Annotated in this window: 15 protein-coding genes; 11 read left to right on the top strand and 4 right to left on the bottom strand. The window is 74.7% G+C overall.

All coding sequences use genetic code 11. The features are described from left to right. Window positions 1–66: 66 nt before the first annotated feature. From ACWGSR_RS28445 to ACWGSR_RS28435, 3 genes are read right to left on the bottom strand one after another with little or no spacing between them, the layout of a single operon-like run. Window positions 67–294 carry a hypothetical protein gene (locus tag ACWGSR_RS28445; RefSeq protein ID WP_366374733.1) on the bottom strand — a complete coding sequence of 76 codons (228 nt, stop codon included), beginning with the start codon at window positions 292–294 and terminating at the stop codon, window positions 67–69. Between the two features lie 20 nt (window positions 295–314). Beyond that, window positions 315–2,564: a 4-alpha-glucanotransferase gene (gene malQ, locus ACWGSR_RS28440; RefSeq protein WP_453570266.1), complete on the bottom strand. Its 2,250-nt coding sequence runs from the start codon at window positions 2,562–2,564 to the stop codon at window positions 315–317. 1 nt (window position 2,565) lies between these two features. Continuing rightward, complete coding sequence (locus ACWGSR_RS28435; protein ID WP_376245967.1) at window positions 2,566–2,763, bottom strand: hypothetical protein; 198 nt, start codon at window positions 2,761–2,763, stop codon at window positions 2,566–2,568. A 234-nt stretch (window positions 2,764–2,997) separates the two neighbouring features. Here ACWGSR_RS28435 and ACWGSR_RS28430 point away from each other — a divergent pair, with 234 nt between their 5' ends. Continuing rightward, a complete protein-coding gene (locus ACWGSR_RS28430) occupies window positions 2,998–6,153 on the top strand; it encodes a beta-N-acetylglucosaminidase domain-containing protein (protein WP_453570262.1) in 3,156 nt (1,051 codons plus the stop codon). A gap of 104 nt (window positions 6,154–6,257) precedes the next feature. On the opposite strand, the gene ACWGSR_RS28425 is transcribed toward ACWGSR_RS28430, so the two are convergent. Further along, window positions 6,258–6,821 (bottom strand): HNH endonuclease, encoded by a 564-nt coding sequence (locus tag ACWGSR_RS28425; RefSeq protein WP_366374738.1) that lies wholly within the window; start codon window positions 6,819–6,821, stop codon window positions 6,258–6,260. Window positions 6,822–7,065: 244 nt separating this feature from the next. Here ACWGSR_RS28425 and ACWGSR_RS28420 point away from each other — a divergent pair, with 244 nt between their 5' ends. From ACWGSR_RS28420 to ACWGSR_RS28375, 10 genes are all read left to right on the top strand, one after another. Then, complete coding sequence (locus tag ACWGSR_RS28420; protein WP_376246831.1) at window positions 7,066–8,142, top strand: mechanosensitive ion channel family protein; 1,077 nt, start codon at window positions 7,066–7,068, stop codon at window positions 8,140–8,142. Between the two features lie 196 nt (window positions 8,143–8,338). After that, window positions 8,339–9,553, top strand: coding sequence for an ROK family transcriptional regulator (locus ACWGSR_RS28415; protein WP_376246828.1), 1,215 nt, complete (start codon window positions 8,339–8,341; stop codon window positions 9,551–9,553). A gap of 37 nt (window positions 9,554–9,590) precedes the next feature. Continuing rightward, window positions 9,591–10,937 carry an ABC transporter substrate-binding protein gene (locus ACWGSR_RS28410; protein ID WP_453570257.1) on the top strand — a complete coding sequence of 449 codons (1,347 nt, stop codon included), beginning with the start codon at window positions 9,591–9,593 and terminating at the stop codon, window positions 10,935–10,937. A gap of 16 nt (window positions 10,938–10,953) precedes the next feature. Further along, window positions 10,954–11,952 (top strand): carbohydrate ABC transporter permease, encoded by a 999-nt coding sequence (locus ACWGSR_RS28405; RefSeq protein ID WP_453570254.1) that lies wholly within the window; start codon window positions 10,954–10,956, stop codon window positions 11,950–11,952. A gap of 3 nt (window positions 11,953–11,955) precedes the next feature. Continuing rightward, window positions 11,956–12,828 (top strand): carbohydrate ABC transporter permease, encoded by an 873-nt coding sequence (locus tag ACWGSR_RS28400; protein ID WP_376246819.1) that lies wholly within the window; start codon window positions 11,956–11,958, stop codon window positions 12,826–12,828. 7 nt (window positions 12,829–12,835) lie between these two features. Next, on the top strand, window positions 12,836–14,101 hold the full coding sequence (locus ACWGSR_RS28395; protein WP_376246816.1) for a 6-phospho-beta-glucosidase: 1,266 nt from the start codon (window positions 12,836–12,838) through the stop codon (window positions 14,099–14,101). Further along, entirely contained in the window at window positions 14,092–15,102 is a 1,011-nt protein-coding gene (locus ACWGSR_RS28390) for an N-acetylglucosamine kinase (protein WP_376246813.1), read from the top strand. Before ACWGSR_RS28395 ends, ACWGSR_RS28390 begins: the two co-directional genes overlap by 10 nt. A 322-nt stretch (window positions 15,103–15,424) precedes the next feature. Then, window positions 15,425–16,882: a hypothetical protein gene (locus ACWGSR_RS28385; RefSeq protein WP_453570249.1), complete on the top strand. Its 1,458-nt coding sequence runs from the start codon at window positions 15,425–15,427 to the stop codon at window positions 16,880–16,882. Window positions 16,883–16,893: 11 nt separating this feature from the next. Further along, window positions 16,894–17,940: a glutamate ABC transporter substrate-binding protein gene (locus ACWGSR_RS28380; RefSeq protein WP_453570246.1), complete on the top strand. Its 1,047-nt coding sequence runs from the start codon at window positions 16,894–16,896 to the stop codon at window positions 17,938–17,940. Window positions 17,941–18,000: 60 nt separating this feature from the next. Beyond that, window positions 18,001–19,296, top strand: a complete 1,296-nt coding sequence (locus ACWGSR_RS28375) for a coiled-coil domain-containing protein (RefSeq protein ID WP_376244248.1) — start codon at window positions 18,001–18,003, stop codon at window positions 19,294–19,296. The last annotated feature ends 13 nt before the right edge of the window (window positions 19,297–19,309 follow it).

Here is a 19,309-nt window from a genome sequence, read left to right as displayed (position 1 = left end):
CACGGTACGTCGGTACCGTGCGGCGCCCTCGACGAAGACGGAGGAAGGAGTCGCTCCTTCTCGGAGTTACGCCTTCTTCGACTTGTCGAGCACCATCACCAGGCCGGTGATGACCAGGAACAGCGCCAGCGGGGCGGCCACGAACAGGCCGAGGGTCTCGATGACCTCCAGCTTGGGGGCCGGGTCGTCACCGTCGTCGCGGGTGAGCGCGAGCGCGGGGGACGACATGAGCAGCATCATCAGCGTCGTACCGGCCGCGACGGCGCCGGCGCGCAGGGCGTTCTTCTTGTCCACGGTGCAAACGTAGCGAACGCCTAAACGCGCCGCGCGCCCGGGGGTGCCGTACGGGCGTGCAGCTCGCTCAGGAGGGCGTGCGCCCGGGGCGAGGCGGCCAGCCGCTCCAGGGTGAGCGGCTGCCCGTCGGGGCCCGCGACCGGCAGCCGCCAGTTGGGGTACTCGTCCCAGGTGCCCGGCAGGTTCTGCGGTCTGCGGTCGCCCACGGCGTCCGGCAGCCACACCCCGACCATCCGGGCCGGGGTGGCGAGCAGGTACCGGTGGACGGCCCGGATCTCGGCCTCCTCCCCCGGGCCCTCCGGGAGCAGCCCGAGCCGCTCGAACAGGCCGCGCCACTCGGCGGTCTCGGCCCGGTCCGCCACCCGCGCGCGCTCCAGGTCGCCTGGGAGCAGCCCGAGCCGGTGCCGCAGCACGACGTGGTCGCCGGAGAGCCGGGCCGCGGTGGAGGGCAGGTCGTGGGTGGTGGCGGTGGCCACGCACTCCGCGCGCCACTCCTCCGGGGGCAGCGGGTGGCCAGTGCCCGTCCAGTCCCGCTCGAACCAGAGCACGGAGGTCCCGAACACCCCGCGCCGGGCCAGCTCCTCCCGGACCCCCGGCTCGACCGTGCCGAGGTCCTCGCCGATGACCAGGGCCCCGGCGCGGTGCGCCTCCAGGACGAGGACGGCGAGCATCGCCTCGGCGTCGTACCGGACGTACGTGCCCTCGGTGGGCTCGCGGCCCTCCGGCACCCACCAGAGCCGGAAGAGGCCCATCACGTGGTCGATGCGCAGCGCGCCCGCGTGGCGCAGGAGTTCGCGCAGGAGTCCCCGGTACGGGGCGTAGGCCGCGGCGGCGAGGGCGTCGGGCCGCCAGGGCGGCAGGCCCCAGTCCTGGCCGCGGGAGTTGAAGGCGTCGGGCGGGGCGCCGACCGACATGCCGGCGGCGAAGGCCTCCTGGCCGGCCCAGGCGTCCGAGCCCTCCGGGTGGACGCCGACCGCCAGGTCGTGGACGATCCCGACCGCCATCCCGGCCTCGCGGGCGGCCCCGGCCGCATCCGCGAGCTGCCGGTCCGTCAGCCAGGCGAGCCGGCAGTGGAAGTCGACCCGGGCGGCCAGGGCCGGATCGGCGCGCACGGCCGCCTCCGCCGCGCGCGGGGTGCGCAGGGCGTCGGGCCAGGCGCGCCAGTGGGGGCCGTGCCGCTCCGCGAGGGCCTGGTAGGTGGCGTGGTCCTCCAGGGCGCGGCCCCGCCCGGCCAGGAAGTCGTGGAAGTCGGCGCGCCTCCCGGGGCCGAGCTCCACGCTCGCGAGGAGCAGCTCCAGGGCCCGCCGCTTGACCTCCCAGACCGCGTCCCGGTCGATCAGGGCCCCCTTGCCGAGGACCCGCTCGCGCAGCTCGGCCGCGTCGGCGAGGATCCGGTCCAGCTCCTCGCGGCGCTCGGGGCCGATCAGGGCGTACTCGGGGATCTCCTCGATCCGCAGGTGGACGGGGTCCGGGAAGCGGCGCGAGGAGGGGCGGTACGGGGAGGGGTCGGTGGGGGCGCCGGGCACGCCCGCGTGGAGCGGGTTGACCTGGACGAACCCGGCGCCGTGCCGCCGGCCCGCCCAGGTGACGAGCTCGCGCAGGTCGCCGAGGTCGCCCATGCCCCAGGAGCGGTCGGAGAGCAGCGAGTAGAGCTGGACGAGCAGTCCGTAGGCGCGCCGGTCCGGTCCGGGCACGCGCGCGGGGCTCACGATCAGGGTGGCGGTGGCCGTGCGCCCGTCGGGGGCCTCGGCCTCGACCGCGTGGACGCCGAGGGGCAGCCCCGACCAGTCGTCGCCGAGGACGACGGCGCCGTCCTCGGTGGTGACCTGGAGCCGGGTGCCGGGCGGGAGGTGGGACGGGGGGCGGAGGGAGTCCCCGTACGCGCCCGTTCCCTCGCGCGCGCCGGCGACCGGTCCTTCGCCCGCTTCCCCGCGTACCTCCGCGACCGGTCCTTCGTCCGCTCCCCCGCCCGTCCTCCCGCCCGTTTCCCCGAGCGGGTCGGTGCCGGGGGCGCGGTCCCCGCGCGTGCCGGGGTCCTCGCTCCCGGCCCCGGTCCGCCAGTGGACCAAAGTCGGGGGCAACAGGCTCTCCCGGTCGGCCCGTTCCGCCGCCGCGAGGGCGGCCGCGACCGCCTCCGGCGTGGACGCGTCCACGCCCAGGGCGGCGAGGACGGCCACCACGGTGGCCTCGGGCACGGGCACGTCACCGCCGTCGGCGGGGCCGTGGACGGTGGCGACGCCGTGACGGGCGGCGAGACGGGCCAGGGTCACTTCACACTCCGGGGGACTCCGGGCCGCCCGCGTTGACGGGGGCGGTGGGTTCGCTGGTCAGGTGGGCCTCCGCGGTCAGCGGGGGCTCGCTGGTGAGGGGGGACGCTTCGGGCAGGGGCGGCTCGCTGGTCAGCGGTTCGCCGACGGGCGCCGTCTGCTGCGGAATCCGTATCCGTCCGTGGCGGGCGGTCGTGGTCACGGGGGTCTCCCGGTTCGTCTCGACAGGTGGGACCTGGACAACGACTGAGACCTACCCACCGCACCTCGTTTTACCGGCGCGAAGCGGTGGAGTGGCGTCACCCCGCCGACGACGCACCGGGCAAAGCCGACACATCGGCCATGCGCATTGACACTCGCGTACGACGGGTGGTGGGCTCGTGACCCACTCGTGACCAACCGGCGGAGCGGCCGGCCCCGCCGAAGGGAGACACCCGTGCACCTCGGGCGCAGGAAGCGGACGGCGACAGCCGTCGCCGCCGCGGTCATCGGCGGCCTCCTCGGCGGCGTCCCCGGCGCGGCGCAGGCCCTCCCGAGGGTGCCCGCGGCCCCGGCGGCCCCCACGCCCGCACGGACCCCCGCCCCTCCCCCGGCGGACGCCGTCCGGCAGGCCCCCGCGCGCGTGCCCGCCGTCTGGCCCCGGCCGCAGTCCCTGGCGGCCGCCGGGCCCTCCGTACGGCTCGGGGACGAGGTGACGCTGCTCGCGGACGCGGACGCCGATCCGTACGCCCTCGACGCGCTGCGCGGGCTGCTGCGGGCGGCCGGGGTGCGGACCGTCCACACCGGACTCCCGGGCCGGGGCCCGGTGGTCCGGGCCGCCGGGCCCGCCGGGGAGGGCGCGGAGGAGGCGCTGACCGCCCTGGGCGTGCCCGAGCGCCTCGACCTGCCGCGCGGCGGCTACCGGCTCGCCACGGGCCGGTTCCGGGGGCGGGACACCGTGGTCCTGGACGGGGTCGGCGAGGACGGCCTGTTCCACGCCGTGCAGACGCTGCGTCAGCTCCTCGGCTCCGGCCGGGAGGTGCCCGGGGTCGTCGTCCGGGACTGGCCCGGCACGGCCGAGCGCGGTGTCACCGAGGGCTTCTACGGGCGCCCGTGGACCCTGGAACAGCGGCTCGGGCAGCTCGATTTCCTGGGCCGGACCAAGCAGAACCGCTATCTGTACGCGCCCGGGGACGACCCGTACCGCCAGCTCCAGTGGCGGGAGCCCTACCCGGCCGCGCAGCGGGCGGAGTTCCGCGCGCTCGCGGAGCGGGCCCGGGCCAACCACGTGACGCTCGGCTGGGCCGTGTCGCCCGCCCAGTCCATGTGCCTGGCCTCGTCCGCCGACGTGGCGGCGCTGACCCGGAAGCTCGACGACATGTGGGCGCTCGGGGTGCGCTCCTTCCAGCTCCAGTTCCAGGACGCCTCGTACGACGAGTGGCACTGCTCGCGGGACGCCGACGCCTTCGGGCGCGGTCCCGAGGCGGCCGCCGCCGCCCACGCGCGCGTGGCGAACACGGTCGCCCGGCACCTGGCCGAACGGCACCCGGACGGCGAGCCGCTGACGGTGATGCCGACGGAGTACTACCAGGACGGGTCGACCGCGTACCGGGCGAAGTTCGCCGAGGCGCTGGACACGGGCGTGCGGGTGGCGTGGACCGGGGTCGGCGTCGTGCCGCGCACGATCACCGGCGGCGAGCTGGCCGGCGCCCGGAAGGCGCTGGGCCATCCGCTGGTCACCATGGACAACTACCCGGTCAACGACTACGCGCAGGACCGGCTGTTCCTCGGTCCCGCGACGGGCCGGGAGCCGGCCGTGGCCGCCGGTTCCGCCGCCTTCCTCGCCCACGCCATGGAGCAGGCGGCGGCCTCCCGCGTCCCGCTGTTCACCACCGCCGACTACGCCTGGAACCCGAAGGGCTACCGGCCCGAGGAGTCCTGGCGGGCCGCCGTCGACGACCTCGCGGGCCCGGACCCGGCCGCCCGCGGGGCGCTGCGGGCGCTCGCCGGGAACGGCGCCTCCTCGATCCTCGCCCCGGCGGGCGAATCGGCCTATCTGAAGCCGCTCCTGGCCGCCTTCTGGGAGGCGCGCGGCGGCGCGGACACGCGCGCGCGTGAGGAGGCGGCGCGGGGGCTGCGGGACGCGTTCACCGTGATGCGGCGGGCCCCCGAGCGGCTGGCGGGCACCGCGGGCGGTGCCCTCGGCGACGAGACGGGGCCGTGGCTGGAGCAGCTCTCCCGGTACGGCCTGGCGGGCGAGACGGCGGTCGACATGCTGCTCGCCCAGGGGCGCGGCGACGGCGCGGCGGCCTGGCGGGCGCAACGGGGGCTCGAAGAGCTGCGGAAGGCCCTGGGCACGAGCCGGGTGACGGTCGGCGCGGGGGTCCTCGACCCGTTCCTCACGCGCGCGCTGAAGGAGACGGCGGCCTGGACGGGCGCCGACCGGGCCCCGGCGGCGCGGGCCGAGCGGGCCACCGGCTCGTACACCGTGCGGCTCGACCGGGCCCGGTCCGTGGAGGCCCTGACGGTCCTTGCCGCACCGGGTCCGGAGGGCGGCCGCGCGGGCACGGACGCGCGCGTGGAGGCGTACGTCCCCGGCGAGGGCTGGCGGCCGCTCGGCCCGCTGTCGCCGTCGGGGTGGACGCAGACCGATCTGAAGGGGCTGCGGGCCGAGGCGCTGCGGGTCGCGTGGAGCGAAGGGGGCCCGGCCCCCGAGGTGCGGTCCCTGGTGCCGTGGTTCGCGGACGGGCCGCGCGCCGACGTCGCCCTCGCCCGCGCGGAGACGGACGCGGAGATCGGCGGCCCGGCGCAGCGGGTGGACGTGGAGCTGACGGGCCGGCGCGCGGGCGGGGTGCGCGGGCCGCTGACGGCGAGGGCCCCGAAGGGGATCGCGGTCCGGCTGCCGGAGCGGGCCTCGGTGGAGCGCGGCGCCCGGACCCGCGTCCCCCTGGAGGTGTCGGTGGCGGCGGACGTGCCGGTCGGCTCGTACCGGGTGCCGGTGTCCTTCGCGGGCGAGGAGCGGGTCCTGACGGTCCGGGCCTTCCCCCGTACGGCGGGCCCGGACCTGGCCCGGACGGCGCGGGCCTCCTCGTCGGGCGACGAGACCGCCGACTTCCCGGCCTCCTCGGCGGCGGACGGCGATCCGGCCACCCGCTGGTCCTCCCCGGAGGAGGACGGCGCCTGGTGGCAGCTGGAGCTGCCCGCGCCGGCCCGGATAGGGCAGGTGGTGCTGCACTGGCAGGACGCGTACGCCTCCCGCTACCGCGTCCAGGTCTCGGCGGACGGCCGGGTGTGGCGCACGGCGGCGACGGTCACGGAGGGCAGGGGCGGCCGGGAGTCGGTCCGGATGGACGCGGCGGACACGCGCTTCCTGCGGGTCCAGGGCGAGAAGCGGGCGACCCGCTTCGGCTACTCGCTCTGGTCGGTGGAGACGTATGCGGTGGCGCCCCCGGAGAAGCCGGGCAAGCCGGAGAAGCCGGAGGACCCGGGGAAGCCGAAGGCCCCCGAAGAGCCCGAGAAGGGGCAGCCCGAGAAGCCCGTGACGGCTCCGGAGGCCCCCGGAGCCCCCGAGACCGCGCCCCCGGGCACGCCCGGGGAGCGGCCCGCTCCCTAGGGGTGTCCGGCGGATCCGGCCATGATCCGCCGGACACCCCCTGGGCGCGCGCCGCTCCGTGCCGCAGGCCGTGCGAAGGCTCCCGCGTACGCGAAAGGCCCGGCTCAACCCGTCGTGAGCGCCCCTACGGGGGTCTCCGCGACGGAGTCGATCCGGGCCATCACGTCCTCGGCGCCGTACGGCTGCAAGTACGGCAGCCAGCGGGGGTCCCGGTGGCCGGTTCCGATGATCCGCCAGGCCAGGCCGGTCGGCGGGGCCGGTTGGTGGCGCAGCCGCCAGCCGAGCTCGCGCAGGTGCCGGTCGGCCTTGACGTGGTTGCAGCGGCGGCAGGCCGCCACCACGTTCTCCCAGGCGTGCGTGCCCCCGCGGCTGCGCGGGATCACGTGGTCGACGCTGGTCGCGACGCCCCCGCAGTACGCGCAGCGCCCGCCGTCGCGGGCGAAGAGGGCCCGGCGGGTCAAGGGAACGGGCCCCCGGTAGGGGACCCGCACGAAGCGCTTCAGTCGCACCACGCTGGGCGCGGGGACGACTTGGGTCTCGCTGTGCAGGAAGGCGCCGGACTCCTCGAGGCAGAGAGCCTTGTTCTCCAGGACGAGGACGAGTGCGCGGCGGAGCGGTACGACGCCGAGCGGCTCGTACGACGCGTTGAGGACCAGGACATGCGGCACGGATGCCTCCTATGGCGCCGGCGGCGCGTGGCTCGCGCCGGGACGAACTGCTCTCAGTTTCTCCTCATGCCTGGTCGGAGCGCCACCACGTATCGCGATCGGGGTGACGGGGCCCGGAGTGTTCTCGACCACACCGGCCGCACGCGCACCTCCCCTTCCCTCCCTGGTGAGGTCCGTCTCTCCGCCGGACGGGACCACGGGACCACGTCCGGCGCCCCGTTACTGTGGATGGCCTGCGTACGCGATGCCTGGAGGTTGTCCCGTGTCCTGGTCCGCCCTGGCGGCTGCCACCGAACCCGAACCGATGCCGGTGACCCTGGACGAGGCCGCGGAGCGAGCCACGAACGCCGCCACCTGGGTGGAGGAGAACTGGTCCACCTGGCTGAACACCGGCCTGCGCATCCTCCTCATCCTGGTCGTCGCGCTCCTCCTGCGGATGGCAGTCCGCCGGGCCCTGACGAAGCTGATCGAGCGGATGAACCGTTCGGCGCAGGCGGTGGAGGGGACGGCCCTGGGCGGTCTGCTCGTCAACACCGAGCGGCGGCGGCAGCGCTCGGAGGCGATCGGGTCGGTGCTGCGCTCGGTGGCGTCCTTCCTGATCCTGGGCACGGCCGGGCTGATGATCCTCGGCGCCTTCAAGATCGACCTGGCGCCGCTGCTCGCCTCGGCCGGTGTGGCCGGTGTGGCGATCGGCTTCGGCGCGCGGAACCTGGTGACCGACTTCCTGTCCGGCGTCTTCATGATCCTGGAGGACCAGTACGGCGTCGGTGACTCGGTCGACGCGGGCGTGGCCTCCGGCGAGGTCGTCGAGGTGGGCCTGCGGGTGACCAAGCTGCGCGGGGAGGACGGCGAGATCTGGTACGTGCGCAACGGCGAGATCAAGCGGATAGGGAACCTCAGCCAGGGCTGGGCGACGGCGGCCGTCGACGTGACGGTCCGGCCGACGGAGGACCTGGACCGGGTGCGGTCGGTGATCACCGAGGCGGCGGAGGCCATGGCCAAGGAGGAGCCGTGGAACGAGCGCCTGTGGGGTCCGGTGGAGGTGCTCGGCCTGAACGAGGTGCTGATCGACTCCATGACGATCCGGGTCGCGGCGAAGACGATGCCGGGCAAGGCGCTCGGCGTGGAGCGCGAGCTGCGCTGGCGGATCAAGCGGGGCCTGGACGAGGCCGGCATCCGGATCGTGGGCGGGCTCCCGGCCCCGGTCGAGGAGTCGGCGGCCGACCCGACGGCGGGCATGGCGGCCCCCTCGGTCTTCGGCAACGCGACCTCGCCGCAGTCGGCGGCGGCGACCCCGCTGCCGAAGGACCTCTCCAAGTAGATTCCGGCGTCATCCGTTCCAACCACCGCGAGGCCCCCGCGGGCAACGATTCCGTTGCCTTCGGGGGCTTCCCGCGTTCCCGGGCATTCGTGCGTTCCCGGGTATTGACGGGCCGGTGACGGGCGAATTATTTTCCTTCCACTCAATAGGAAACTTTCCTAACAGTGCAGACAGTGCAAGGGCAGGTGCGCACCCCATGGCCGGTACGACCCCGGGAACCCCCGGCACACCACGCGTGCTGCGGGCCATGAACGACCGCGCCGCCCTGGACCTGCTCCTGGAGCACGGCCCGCTCTCGCGGACCCGCGTCGGCAAGCTCACCGGGCTCTCCAAGCCGACCGCCTCCCAGCTCCTCGCCCGCCTCGAAGCGGCCGGGCTCGTCGTCGCCACCGGCACCACCGAGGGCCGCCCCGGGCCGAACGCCCAGCTCTACTCGGTGAACGCGCGCGCCGCGTACGCCGCCGGGCTCGACGTCACCACCCGCCGCATCCGCGCCGCCGTCGCCGACGTCACCGGCGAGATCGTCGGCGAGTCCGAGCTGCCCACCCCCGGCCGCTCCGCCGCCGGGGTCGTCGGCCAGGTCACCGAGGTCCTCGACGGGGCCGTGAAGGCGGCCGGGATCGCCCGCGCGGACGTGCGGCGCCTGGTCATCGGCACCCCCGGCGCCTTCGACCCGGCCACCGGACGCCTGCGGTACGCCTCCCACCTGCCCGGCTGGCACTCCCCCACCCTCCTGGAGGAGCTGGCCGCCGCCCTGCCGATGCCGTTCGAGTACGAGAACGACGTCAACCTCGTCGCCCTGGCCGAACAGCGCCTGGGCGCCGCCCGGGGCCACTCCGACTTCGCCCTGCTCTGGAACGAGGAGGGCATCGGCGCCGCCCTCGTCCTCGGCGGGCGGCTGCACCGGGGCTTCACCGGCGGCGCCGGCGAGGTCGGGTTCATGCCCGTGCCCGGCACCCCGCTCGTGCGGCGGGTCGCCCAGGCCAACTCCGGCGGCTACCAGGAGCTCGCCGGGGTCCAGTCCGTGCCCCGGATCGCCCGCGCCCTCGGCATCGACACCCCCGAGCAGCCGTACGTGCCGGTCGCGTCCGGGCTGCTCGCGCGCGCCGCCGAGGAGGAGGCCGGGAACCCCGCGCACGCGGCCCTCCTCGACCGGTACGCCGAGCGGGTCGCCGTCGGCCTCTCCTCCCTCGTCGCCGTCCTCGACCCCGAGCTGATCGTCCTCTCCGGCGAGGTCCTCGTCGCCGGCGGCGAACCCCTGCGCGCCCGCGTGCAGTCCGCGCTCGCCGACCTCGCCGCCTCCCGGCCGCGCCTGGTCCTCGCCGCCGTGCACCGGCGCCCCGTCCTGCGCGGGGCCCTCGAAAGCGCCCTCGCCGCCACCCGCGACGAGCTCTTCGACACGTCCCGCTGACCCCGCTTCCCCTCCGCCCGCCCCAGGGAGAACCCCCATGCCCGTACGCCCGCGCAGAGCCGCCGTCGCGCTCGCCGCCACCGCCTCGATCGCCCTCCTCGCCTCCGCCTGTACCGGCTCCGCGGACAGCGCGGGCGCCGACGACCCGAACGCCGAGACGACGATCACCTTCTGGCACGGCTGGGCGGCGCCCGCCGAGGTCAAGGCGATCGAGGCCAACGTCGCCCGCTTCGAGAAGGCCCACCCGAACATCAAGGTGAAGCTCGTCGGCGGCATCAACGACGACAAGCTCGGCCAGGCCCTGCGCGCGGGCGGCTCGAACGGCCCGGACGTCGTCTCCTCGTTCACCACCTCCAACGTCGGCAAGTTCTGCGCCTCGGGCGCCCTGGCGGACCTGAAGCCCTTCATGGAGAAGTCGAAGCTGGACCTGGACAAGACCTTCCCGAAGGTCCTCCAGGACTACACGCAGTTCGAGGGCCGGCGGTGCAGCCTGCCGCTGCTCTCCGACGCGTACGGGCTCTACTACAACAAGGACGCCTTCCGGCAGGCCGGACTCGACCCCGAGGCGCCGCCGAAGACCTGGTCCGAGTTCACCGAGGTCGCCAGGAAGCTGACGAAGCCCAAGGGCGACTCGTACGAGCGGCTCGGCTTCATGCCGACCTACCTCGGCTACGAGACGGTCGTCTCGCACTACATGTCGCAGTGGAAGCACGGCGGGTACTTCGACCGGGACGGGAAGTCGACCGTCGCGAAGGATCCGGCGTTCGCCGAGATGATGACGTACCAGAAGTCCCTGGTGGACGCCCTCGGCGGGTTCCGGAAGCTCGACAAGTACCGCACCGCGTTCGGTGACGAGTGGGGCGCCGAGCACCCCTTCCACACCGGCCAGGTCGCCATGCAGCTCGACGGCGAGTGGCGGCTGAGGTTCGCCGAGGCGGCGAAGCCCGGCTTCGAGATCGGCGTCGCGCCGCTGCCGGTCGCGGACGACGAGGTGGCCGAGTACGGCAAGGGCTACCTCTCCGGCACGATCATGGGCATCGCGCCGCAGAGCCGGAAGCAGAACGCGGCCTGGGAGCTGGTGAAGTACATGACCACGGACACCGACGCCGTGGTCGCCTTCGCCCAGGACATCGGCAACGTGCCCTCCACCCTGGAGGCGCTGAAGTCCCCGAAGCTGAACTTCGACCCGCGCTTCAAGACCTTCCTGGACATCGCCCGGCACCCCGCCTCCACCACCTCGGACGGCGCGGTCAACGGCTCCGCCTACCAGGACACCCTCCAGAAGTTCTCCCAGCGGTACGAGAAGGGTCAGGTCACCGACCTGAAGAAGGGGCTCGCCGACACCGCGGCCCAGATCGACCGCGACATCGCCGCGGCGAAGTGACGGCCGGACACCGCCCATGAGCACGGACACCCTGCCCGCGAAGGGGACGGCCGCCCCGGCCGCCCCCTCCCCCGGGGGACGGAACACCCTGCGGTCCAGGCGCCGCCGCGACGCGCTGCGCACCCTGGCGTTCCTGTCGCCCTGGCTGATCGGATTCGGCGTCTTCTTCGTCTATCCGCTCGTCTCCACCGTCTACTTCTCCTTCATGCGGTACGACGGCCTCAACCCGCCCGAGTGGCGGGGCCTCGGCAACTGGTCGTACGTCTTCACCGACTTCCCGCAGTTCTGGCCGGCCCTGCGCAACACCCTCTGGCTCTGCGTCGTCATGGTCGCCTGCCGGGTCGTCCTCGGCCTCGGCGTCGGCCTGCTGATCACGAAGATCAAGACGGGCACCGGAATCTTCCGGACCCTCTTCTACCTGCCGTACCTGGCCCCGCCGGTGGCCGCCACGCTCGCCTTCGTCTTCCTGCTCAACCCCGGCACCGGACCGGTCAACGCGCTCCTGGAGGCGGCCGGCCTGCCCGCCCCCTCCTGGTTCAACGACGCGTCCTGGTCCAAGCCGGCCCTCACGATCCTCGCCGTGTGGGGCGTCGGCGACCTCATGGTGATCTTCATGGCCGCGCTGCTCGACGTGCCGAAGGAGCAGTACGAGGCCGCCGAACTGGACGGCGCCTCGCCGTGGCAGCGGTTCCGCCACATCACGCTGCCCACCATCTCGCCGATCGTCCTCTTCGCGGTGGTCACCGGGATCATCGGCGCGATGCAGTACTACACGCAGCCGATCGTGGCCTCCAAGGTCGCCTCGGGCGTGATGGGCGGCTCCGGCGTCACCTTCGTCCCCGGCTACCCGGACGACTCCACGCTCACCCTGCCGCAGCTCGTCCACAGCCTCGGCTTCAGCCAGTTCAACTACGGCGCCTCCTGCGTGGTCGCGCTGGTGCTCTTCCTCCTCTCCATGGCCTTCACCGCGCTCCTGATGCGCCGACGCGGCGGCCTGATCGGCTCGGGTGACTGAACCATGACCCTCACGGCCACCGCCCCGACCCCGGCGGGGAAGCGGGCCCGCCGCAAGGCGCTGCTGCACTGGATCGCCGTGCACGCGCTCGGCGTCGCCGCCGCCCTGTTCTTCGTCCTGCCGTTCGTCTTCGTGTTCCTGACCTCCCTGATGAGCGACCAGCAGGCGCTCACCCGGGACCTGACGCCGAACTCCTGGCACTGGGACAACTACGTCCGGGTCTTCGAGACCGAGGGCTTCCTGACCTGGTGGCGCAACTCCCTGCTGTACGCCGGGCTCGGCACCGTCCTCGTCGTGGTGTCCTCGGTCCCCGTCGCGTACGCCCTCGCCAAGTTCCGCTTCCGGGGACGGCGCCTGTCGATGCTGCTCGTCATCTCGATGATGATGCTGCCGCCGCAGGTAGTGATCATCCCCATGTACCTGTTCTGGGCGAAGCAGATGGACCTCTCCGGCACCCTGTGGCCGCTGATCGTCCCGCTGGCGTTCGGGGACGCCTTCGCCGTCTTCCTGCTGCGCCAGTTCCTCCTCACGATCCCCGACGAGTACGTGGAGGCGGCGCGGATCGACGGGTGCGGCGAACTGCGCACCCTGCTCAGGGTCGTGGTCCCGATGGCCAGGCCGGGCATCGCCGCCGTGGCCCTCTTCCAGTTCTTCTTCTGCTGGAACGACTACTTCGGACCGCAGATCTACGCCTCCGAGAACCCCGGCGCCTGGACCCTGAGCTACGGCCTGGAGTCCTTCAAGGGCGCGCACCACACCGACTGGAACCTGACCATGGCCGCGACCGTCCTGGTCATGGCCCCCGTGATCCTCGTCTTCTTCTTCGCCCAGAAGGCGTTCGTCGAGGGAGTCACACTGACCGGAGTGAAGGGCTGAACCACACATGAAGCTCACTGTCGTGGGGGGCGGTTCCACCTACACCCCCGAACTGATCGACGGGTTCGCGCGGCTGCGCGACACCCTGCCCGTCACCGAACTCGTCCTCGTCGACCCGGCGGCCGACCGGCTCGACCTGGTCGGCGGGCTCGCCCGGCGGATCTTCGCCAGGCAGGGGCACGAGGGGCGGATCACCACCACCTCCGACCTGGACGCCGGGGTCGAGGGCGCCGACGCCGTCCTGCTCCAGCTCCGGGTCGGCGGGCAGGCCGCCCGCGAGAAGGACGAGACCTGGCCGCTGGAGTGCGGCTGCGTCGGCCAGGAGACCACCGGCGCCGGCGGCCTCGCCAAGGCGCTGCGCACGGTCCCGGTGGTCCTGGACATCGCGGAGCGGGTCCGGCGCGCCAACCCGGACGCCTGGATCATCGACTTCACCAACCCCGTCGGCATCGTGACGCGGGCGCTGCTCCGGGCCGGGCACAAGGCCGTCGGCCTGTGCAACGTGGCCATCGGCTTCCAGCGCAAGTTCGCCGCGCTCCTGGACGTGGCCCCCTCCGACGTGCACCTGGACCACGTCGGGCTCAACCACCTGACCTGGGAGCGGGCGGTACGGATCGGGGGCCCCGGGGGCGAGGACGTGCTGCCCCGGCTGCTCGCCGGGCACGGCGACGCGATCGCCGCCGACCTGCGGCTGCCGCGCCCGGTCCTGGACCGGCTCGGCGTCGTCCCCTCGTACTACCTGCGCTACTTCTACGCGCACGACGAGGTGGTGCGGGAGCTGGGCGAGAAGCCCTCGCGGGCCGCCGAGGTCGCCGCGATGGAGAAGGAACTCCTGGAGATGTACGGGGACCCGGCGCTCGACGAGAAGCCGGCCCTGCTCGCCAAGCGCGGCGGCGCCTTCTACTCGGAGGCGGCCGTGGACCTGGCGGCGGCCCTCCTGGGCGGGGGCGGTTCGCCGTACCAGGTGGTGAACACGTACAACAACGGCACGCTGCCGTTCCTGCCGGACGACGCCGTGATCGAGACGCAGGCGGCGGTCGGCCCGGAGGGCGCGGTGCCGCTGGCGGTCGCGCCGGTGGACCCGCTGTACGCCGGTCTGGTCGCGAACGTGACGGCCTACGAGGACCTGGCCCTGGAGGCGGCGCTGCGCGGCGGCCGGGACCGGGTCTTCAAGGCGCTGCTCGCGCACCCGCTGATCGGGCAGTACGCGTACGCCGACGGCCTCACGGACCGGCTGATCGCGCACAACCGGGAGCACCTCGCGTGGGCGTGAACGGGACCTTCCCCGCGGCGGGGGCGGAAACGCTCCTCGCGGTCGACGCGGGGAACAGCAAGACCGACGTCGCGGTCCTCTCCCCGGACGGCTCCGTCCTCGGGGCGGCCCGCGGCGGCGGGTTCCAGCCCCCGCTGGTGGGGGTGGCGACGGCGGTGGACGGGCTCGTGGAGATCGTGGGGCGGGCCTGGGCGGCGGCCGGCGGCCCGGCGGACCGCCCGCCGGTGTTCGCCCACGTCACCGCCTGCCTCGCCAACGCCGACCTGCCCGTGGAGGAGCTGGAGCTCGAACGGGCCCTCCACGCGCGGCACCTGAGCCGGTCGATCCGGGTGCACAACGACACCTTCGCCGTCCTGCGGGCCGGGGTCGACGAGCCCCGGGGCGTGGCGGTGGTGTGCGGGGCCGGGATCAACTGCGTCGGAATGACCCCGGACGGGCGGACCGCCCGCTTCCCGGCGATCGGGAAGCTCTCCGGGGACTGGGGCGGCGGGGGCGGCCTGGCCGAGGAGGCGCTGTGGTGCGCGGCGCGCGGCGAGGACGGGCGCGGCGAGCCGACCGAGCTGTCGCGGGCGCTGCCCGCGCACTTCGGCCTGGAGACCATGTACGCGCTGATCGAGGCGCTGCACCTGGGCCGGATCCCGATGGAGCGGCGGCACGAACTGGCGCCCGTGCTCTTCCGGGTGAGCGCGGCGGGCGACCCGGTCGCGCTGTCGCTCGTGCACCGGCTGGCCGAGGAGGTCGTGGCCATGTCGTCGGTGGCGCTCGGGCGGCTCGGGCTGCTCGACGGGCCGGCGCCGGTGCTGCTCGGCGGCAGCGTGCTCGCCGCCCGCCACCCGCAACTGGAGAAACGCATCCTCGAACTCCTCGCGGAGCGGGCCCCGAAGGCGACGGTCGGCTTCGTGACGGCGCCGCCGGTCCTCGGGGCGGGACTCCTCGCCCTGGACGCGTGGCGGGCGGCCCCGTCGGCCGCGGCGCGACTGCGGGAGCACTACGGGGCGTGAGGGGAGCGCGGGCACGCGGCGTGAGGGAGTACGGGTGCGGGGCGTCCTCGCCGGTCCGGCGGGGGCGCCCCGCACGCATGTTCACCTGTTCGGGCGACGTCCGGACCGGAACCGATTCCCGACCGGGGACGTATTCAAGGTGAGGGGGTTCTCCCGCGGACACGTGGGAGGCATGGGGCACGATAGGAGCCGGCAGGAACAAGATCCAGTCAATCCCGGTGTGCGGAAGGGCCCGTGCGGCCATACTGCTCGCCGGGTGGTCCTCCACCGGAGCCGGCGCTCCGGGGCGGACCGGCTCGTCGGCGACCGAGGGGGAGGTCACGTGACACAACCGCCGAACCCGCCCGCCGGACCGGCGGCGCGGAGCACGGACCCGGCGCCCGCGCGCCCGGCCGGCGTGCCCGCCCAGCCGTCGCCCGCCCGGACGCCGTCCGCGCCCGTGCCGCCGACGGCTCCCGCCGCGCCGCCCACGGGGCGCGGGGCCTGGGCCGTGGGGCGGGAGCTGCTGCGGACGGCCGCGACGACCGAGCCGGGCCGGCTCAGGATCCTCGGGGCCGTACTGGCGCTGCTCGTCGTCGCGTTCGGGGCCGTCACCGCCCTGGAGGTCACCGGCCGGACCTCCGCCGCCGACGACGTCGTGGGCCGCAGCCAGCCGCTGAGCGCCGACGCCGCCGCCCTCTACCGCTCCCTCGCCGACGCCGACACCACCGCCGCCAGCGGCTTCCTCGCGGGCACCCTGGAGCCGGCCGGATCGCGCGAGCGGTACGCGAAGGACATCGCCACCGCCTCCCGGCTCCTCGTCAAGGCGGCGGCGCACACGGACGGTTCGCCGGAGGCGGCCCGCGAGATCACCACGCTCGGCGAGCAGCTGCCGCGCTACACGGGCCTCGTGGAGCGCGCCCGGGCCGCCAACCGGCAGGGCCTGCCGCTGGGCGGCGCCTATCTGCGGTACGCCAACCAGCAGATGACCACCGTCCTGCTGCCCGCCGCCGAGCGGCTGTACGCGGCGGAGACGGAGCGGCTCCGCCGGGACGACGACTCCGCCCGCGCCTGGCCCCTTCTGTCGCTCGCGGTCGGCCTGGTCGCCCTCGCCGCCCTGGGCTGGGCCCAGCGCCGCACCTACCTCCGCACCCACCGGGTCTTCAACCACGGACTGCTCGCCGCGACCGCCGCCGCGGGCGCCGTCCTGCTCTGGCTCCTGGCCGCGCACACCGTCGCCCGGTCCGGCCTGGAGGACGCGCGGGCGCACGGGCAGGAGTCCCTCCAGGTCCTCAACACGGCCCGGATCAGCTCGCTCACCGCCCGCGCCAACGAGAACCTGACCCTGGTCGCCCGGGGCGCCGTCCTCACCGAGGACGGCAAGAACGACAAGTACGAGGCCGAGTACGCGGCGAGCATGGACGCCCTGACGAAGGCGCTCGCCTCGGCGCGGAAGCTCGCCGACGACGAGGCCGGCCGGGGCCCGGTCGACGAGTCCGCCGCCCGCGCGGGCGAGTGGCAGCGGCGCCACGGGGACGCGCGCGCGAAGGACGACGCGGGCGACTACGAGGGCGCCCTCGACCGGATCGTCGGCGCGAAGGGGTCAACCGGGCAGTCCTTCGACCAGGTCGACGCGGCCCTGGAGCGGGCCCTCGGGCACGAGCAGGCCGAGTTCACCCGCTCCGCCGGGGACGCCCGGGACGCGCTGACGGCGCTGCCCCCGGGCGCGGCGCTCCTGGGGATCCTGGGGGCGGCGGGCGCCGTGCTCGGCGTCAACCGCAGACTGTCGGAGTACCGGTGAGAGGGGGAGGGATGTCCGAGGACACGGAGCCGCTGGTGCGGCGGGCGGCGCGGCGGCTGCGCGGCTGGGGCGGAGTGGCGGCCATGGCCGTGGCCTGCGGGCTCACCGCCTCGCTCACCCTGCTCCCGCTCGCCCGGGAGGGGAGCGACGCAGCGGCGCCCGGGACGGCCGGTGACGTCGGTGCCGGCGCGAACAGCGGCACGGGGGTCGGCGTCCAGGTCAAGGCGGACACCTGCCGGAACCCGGAGGCCTCCCTCACCCCCTCCACGGAGGACGGCCCGTCGGTCCGGGCGGTCAAGGAGCGCGGGAAGCTGATCGTCGGCGTCGACCAGTCCAGCTACCGCTGGGGCTACCGGAATCCGGAGAAGGGCGTCCTGGAGGGGTTCGACATCGCCCTCGCCCGGGCGATCGCCAAGGACCTCCTCGGCGACGAGGACGCCGTCATCTTCCGGGCGATCCCCACCAACCAGCGGATCGCCGCCCTGGACGGCGGCAAGGTCGACCTCGTCGTGCGCACCATGACGATCAACTGCAAGCGGATCGAGCAGGTCGCCTTCTCCACCGCCTACTTCCAGGCCGGGCAGCAGGTCCTGGCGCCCAAGCGCTCCGACATCACCGGCTACGACTCCTCGCTGCGCGGCAAGCGGGTCTGCACCGCCGAGGGCTCCACGGCCCACGAGGCCCTGGAGGAGAACTCCTTCGGCGCCGTCTTCAAGGACGAGGGCGACGGCACCAAGGACGACGCGGACCTGCTGACCGTCCCCAACCAGCTGGACTGCCTGGCCAGGCTCCAGCTCGGCGAGGTGGACGCCGTCGTCACCGACAACGCCCTCGCGGCCGGCCAGGCCGCCCAGGACCCGGCGGTCGAGCTGAAGGGGAAGCCGTTCACGAAGGAGTACTACGGGGTGGCGGCCAGGCTGGGCCACGACGACCTGGTGCGCCGGGTCAACCACGTCCTGGTGGGGTACCGGCAGGGGCCCTGGCAGGCGGCGTACCGGCAGTGGCTGGAGAAGGACCTGCCCGGGATACCCGGGCCGCCCGCTCCCCTGTACAAGTAGCCGCCGCGTGCGGCCCCTGCACACCGAGAGTCCTTGTACACATGGCGGAAGAGGTGACCGATGGGCGTCGCGGGACCCCCTGGGCCGGTGATGGACCGGGACGAGGTGGACCGTGCGCTGGCGCGGCTCGGCGCCGAGCACAAGGCTGTCGAGGACTCGCTGCTCGCGCTCCAGGACCACGCGGGCCGCAGGCTGCTCGAAGGGGCCGGGCTGACCGGCACGACCCGGGAGCGCTGGGCGGCGGCCGAGCGGACCATCACCCTGCTCTGGACCTGCTTCGACGTGTACACCGACGCCCTGCGGGAGGCCCGTGAGGTGCGCGCGCGGCGCCGCTGGCCCGGCCGGGAGGAGCTGGTGGAGCTGACCGACCGGCTGCGCGGCGAGAGCGTCCTCGTCCCGGGCGGCGCGGGCGAGGAGGCGCTGCTGTCCGAGCGCTTCACCCTGGAGGGCCTGGTGCGGCGGATGAACGAGCTGTACGCCTCTTCTCTCGACCTGGTCGTCACCGCCGACGCCGTCTGGTCGGCGCTGCCCGCCCGGATAGACCTGCTCGCCGCCGAGCTGGGCCGGACGCGGTCCCTCGCGCACTCGGTGGGCGTGCGGCCGGGCGAGCACCCGGCCGGGGACGAGCTGGAGGAGATCACGGCCGAGCTGGGCCTGCTGCGCTCCCAGGTGGTCACGGACCCGCTGGCCTTCTGGCGTCCGGCGGCGGGGAGTTCGGCGCCCGGCGGGGGCCGCCCGGACACCGCGCGGTACGACCGGGCCGCCCTGGCCCTGGAGGACGTGCGGCGCGAGATCGAGGCCGTCCTCGCGGTCCGGCAGGACTCCGAGGACCGGCTGCTGCGCCTGCGGGACGTGCTGTCGCGGGCGGACCGGACGCTCGCCGAGGCGCGGGCCGCGCGCGGCGAGGTGCTCGCGAAGATCGCGGCCTCCGAGGTGCCGGCCGTCAGCGGTCCGCCGACGGCGCTCCAGGAGCGGCTCGTGGCCGCCGCCGAGTACCGCAGGCACGCCCGGTGGCACCGGCTGTCCCCGCTCCTGGACTCCCTGGAGCGGGAGGCGGAGGAGGAACTGCTGCGGGCCCGCGAGTCGTTGACGGCGGTCACCGCGCCGCTCGCGGTCCGGGCGGAACTGCGCGGCCGCCTCGACGCGTACAAGGCGAAGGCGGCGCGGCTCGGCGCGGTGGAGGACCCGCTCCTGGTCGAGCGGTACGACGCGGCCCGGCGGATGCTGTGGAGCGCGCCCTGCGACCTGCGGGTCGCGGAGCAGGCGGTGCTGCGCTACCAGCGGGCGGTGGCGGAGGTGCTCTCCGGGCCCGAGGACGCGGGGAACGCGGAAGGCACGGGAGGACGACAGTGGTGAGCGGGGAGACGGG

This window comes from Streptomyces sp. NPDC055632 (assembly GCF_053618675.1).
Note: the sequence above shows the minus strand (reverse complement) of the source record. Positions and strands in the feature narration are given on the sequence as shown.

Excerpts from the sequence above, each read along its gene's own strand:
- ACWGSR_RS28415 (WP_376246828.1), top strand. The coding sequence starts at position 8,339 with ATGGCCGGTACGACCCCGGGAACCCCCGGCACACCACGCGTGCTGCGG.
- ACWGSR_RS28405 (WP_453570254.1), top strand. The coding sequence starts at position 10,954 with ATGAGCACGGACACCCTGCCCGCGAAGGGGACGGCCGCCCCGGCCGCC.
- ACWGSR_RS28380 (WP_453570246.1), top strand. The coding sequence starts at position 16,894 with ATGTCCGAGGACACGGAGCCGCTGGTGCGGCGGGCGGCGCGGCGGCTG.
- ACWGSR_RS28420 (WP_376246831.1), top strand. The coding sequence starts at position 7,066 with ATGCCTGGAGGTTGTCCCGTGTCCTGGTCCGCCCTGGCGGCTGCCACC.
- ACWGSR_RS28400 (WP_376246819.1), top strand. The coding sequence starts at position 11,956 with ATGACCCTCACGGCCACCGCCCCGACCCCGGCGGGGAAGCGGGCCCGC.
- ACWGSR_RS28395 (WP_376246816.1), top strand. The coding sequence starts at position 12,836 with ATGAAGCTCACTGTCGTGGGGGGCGGTTCCACCTACACCCCCGAACTG.
- ACWGSR_RS28410 (WP_453570257.1), top strand. The coding sequence starts at position 9,591 with ATGCCCGTACGCCCGCGCAGAGCCGCCGTCGCGCTCGCCGCCACCGCC.
- ACWGSR_RS28375 (WP_376244248.1), top strand. The coding sequence starts at position 18,001 with ATGGGCGTCGCGGGACCCCCTGGGCCGGTGATGGACCGGGACGAGGTG.